The organism is Streptomyces sp. NPDC050743, assembly GCF_044456925.1.
GTDB lineage: Bacteria > Actinomycetota > Actinomycetes > Streptomycetales > Streptomycetaceae > Streptomyces.
The window spans coordinates 1-2,430 of record NZ_JBITGJ010000284.1 but is presented as its reverse complement, the minus strand read 5'-3'; the positions used below and the strand labels follow the sequence as shown (position 1 = coordinate 2,430).

Annotated in this window: 1 protein-coding gene; it reads left to right on the top strand. The window is 69.9% G+C overall.

The features are described 5' to 3' along the window. Window positions 1-2,276, top strand: a 2,276-nt coding sequence (locus ACIBJF_RS53000; protein ID WP_399185052.1) for a hypothetical protein, incomplete at its 5' end; no start/stop codon positions are given. Window positions 2,277-2,430 lie beyond the last annotated feature (154 nt).

Sequence of the window (2,430 nt, the reverse complement as noted above, 5' to 3'; positions counted from 1 at the left end):
CCGACGACTCCGTGGTGGCCGCCACCAACCGCGGCTTCACCGTGCTGAACACGCACACCGGCAAGGTGCGCGCGAACGTGCTCACGGGCGGCTACGTCGCCTCGCTCACGGTCGTGGGCGACGGTCACGGCGGCTCCGAGATCGTCGTCCCGGGCAGCACGCTGAAGGCGTACACCCCGCAGGGCAAGGTGCGCTGGACGTACCAGCCGACGGGCACGGAGAAGAAGAGCCTGGTCTTCTCCACCGTCACCACGGACGACGCCGGACACCTGTTCTTCGAGTACGGCGGCACGCACAAGGGACCCGGCCTCCCCAGGCAGGCCACCGATCCGGCGCCGACGGCGGTCAGCCTGGACGCCGCCACCGGCGCCCCGGACTGGACCGAGACCCCCTCAGAATCCGGTGCCGTCGCGATCGTGCCGACCAACCCTGCCCTGGCCGACCCCAACATCCCGGGCGCCGACGGGCATGGTGTCGCCTTCGCGTACACCGGCGATTTCCGGACCTACCAGCACCTGGTCCAGATCCTCGACACCCGCACCGGCGCGGTGATCAAGAACTACTCCAGCCCCGGAATGTCGGAGGGCTTCGTCGCCTCCAAGAAGACCGGCATGGTCGAGATGCGCGAGTTCAACGACATGGTCTACCCGGCGGACGGCAGCACGCCCTATGACGTGCCCACGTTCTTCGGCTTCCACTCCGGAGTGTTCGCCAAGTCCGTCGGCGGAACCGAGGCGTTCGTCGGCGCCTACCAGGGCCTGTGGTCCTACGACACCCCCTTCGCGGCCAACGACGGGTTCCTGCGCGAGAGCGCCGTGGACCCCGCCCTGGGAGCGAGCCATCTCCAGACGGTCAAGCTGGGCGACGGACCGGGTGACGACATGATCGGTCTCGCGCTCGACTGGCGGGCCCTGAACATCTCGGCCCAGGCGATCGGTGACGGCGCCAACGACATCGACTACTTCCCGCACGGCCTGACCACCTACAAGCTGTCCGAGGACGAGCCCACCCGGGTCCCGACCGCTCCCAACGGCGGCACCTCGGCCGTGGCCCCGCAGGCCACCGCCAATGCGGGTCAGCTCCACGGCAACAGCATCCGCAGCGCGAGCCCGCTGAAGGACCTCGGCATGCCGATCGGCACCGCCTCGGTCCCGATCAAGATCCAGAAGACGGTGCCGACGGCCAAGAAGCTGAGCGTGGGCAAGGACAACGCCGGCGAGGTCGCCCCCGGCTACACCCCGCAGCAGATCCAGGCACGCCTGGGCCTCAAGGGTGACGGCACCGGCCAGACGATCGCGATCGTCGACGCCTACCACTACCCGACGGCGAAGGCGGACCTGAACCACTTCGCCGCGCACTTCAACCTGCCGCCCACCTGCGACTCGGTGAGCGCGGGAACGGACTGCTTCGACTTCCAGCAGGTCTACGCCGACGGCACCGAGCCCGAGGTCGACACCGGCTGGAACGAGGAGGAGGCGCTGGACATCGAGTGGGCGCACTCGGTCGCCCCGCACGCCAAGATCGTTCTGGTCGAGGCGGCGGACCCGACCATGGCCGCGCTGTCCCGGGCCGAGGACGCCGCCGCGGCACTTCACCCGGCCGCGGTCAGCAACAGCTGGGGCTCGAGCGAGTTCTCCGAGGAGGCGTTCTACGACGGCCACTGCAAGCTGGCCGACGCGGTCTGCGTCCAGTCCACCGGGGACGGCGGCTACCCCGGCGGCTACTCCGCCACCAACCCCTACGCCCTGGCCATCGGAGGCACCAACCTCCAGCTGGACGCGAACGGCAACACCGTGAACGAGACGGCGTGGAAGGGCACCGGCGGCGGCCTGAGCTACTTCGAGCCGCGGCCGGCCTACCAGGACGGCGTGCAGTCCTCGCCGCTGCGGGCCACGCCGGACGTCAGTTTCGTGGCCGACCCCGCCACCGGCGTGCCGGTCTACCTGACGATGACCAACCCCAACGGCACCACCAGATCCATGTGGTTCAAGGTGGGCGGCACCAGCCTGTCCGCCCCGATCTGGGGTGCGATCATCGCCTCGGCCGACCAGCTCCGGGCCACCGCCGACAAGCCGCACCTGGCTTCCGCCGGCCCGGACGGCGACACCGCGCACACTGATGTCTACGGGCTCGGCAGCAGCTACCTGCGGGACGTCACCGCCGGCTCCAACGGCAGGTGCGGTACCGAGTGCACGGCCGGTCCCGGCTACGACACCGTCAGCGGTCTCGGCTCGCCCACCGCGGGCGTCGACGCGGACCTGGCGGCCATGAAGTAACCATCCGGTAACAGCACGCAGGGGCCTGGCGTTCACTACGAACGCCAGGCCCCTCCACCATGCACTCGTTCGGGTGTGCGGCCGTGCCGGTGTGCAGGGTAGTGGGCGGTGGGCAGGCAGCCAGGGTCTGTCATCGAAGACCACGCGCAACAAG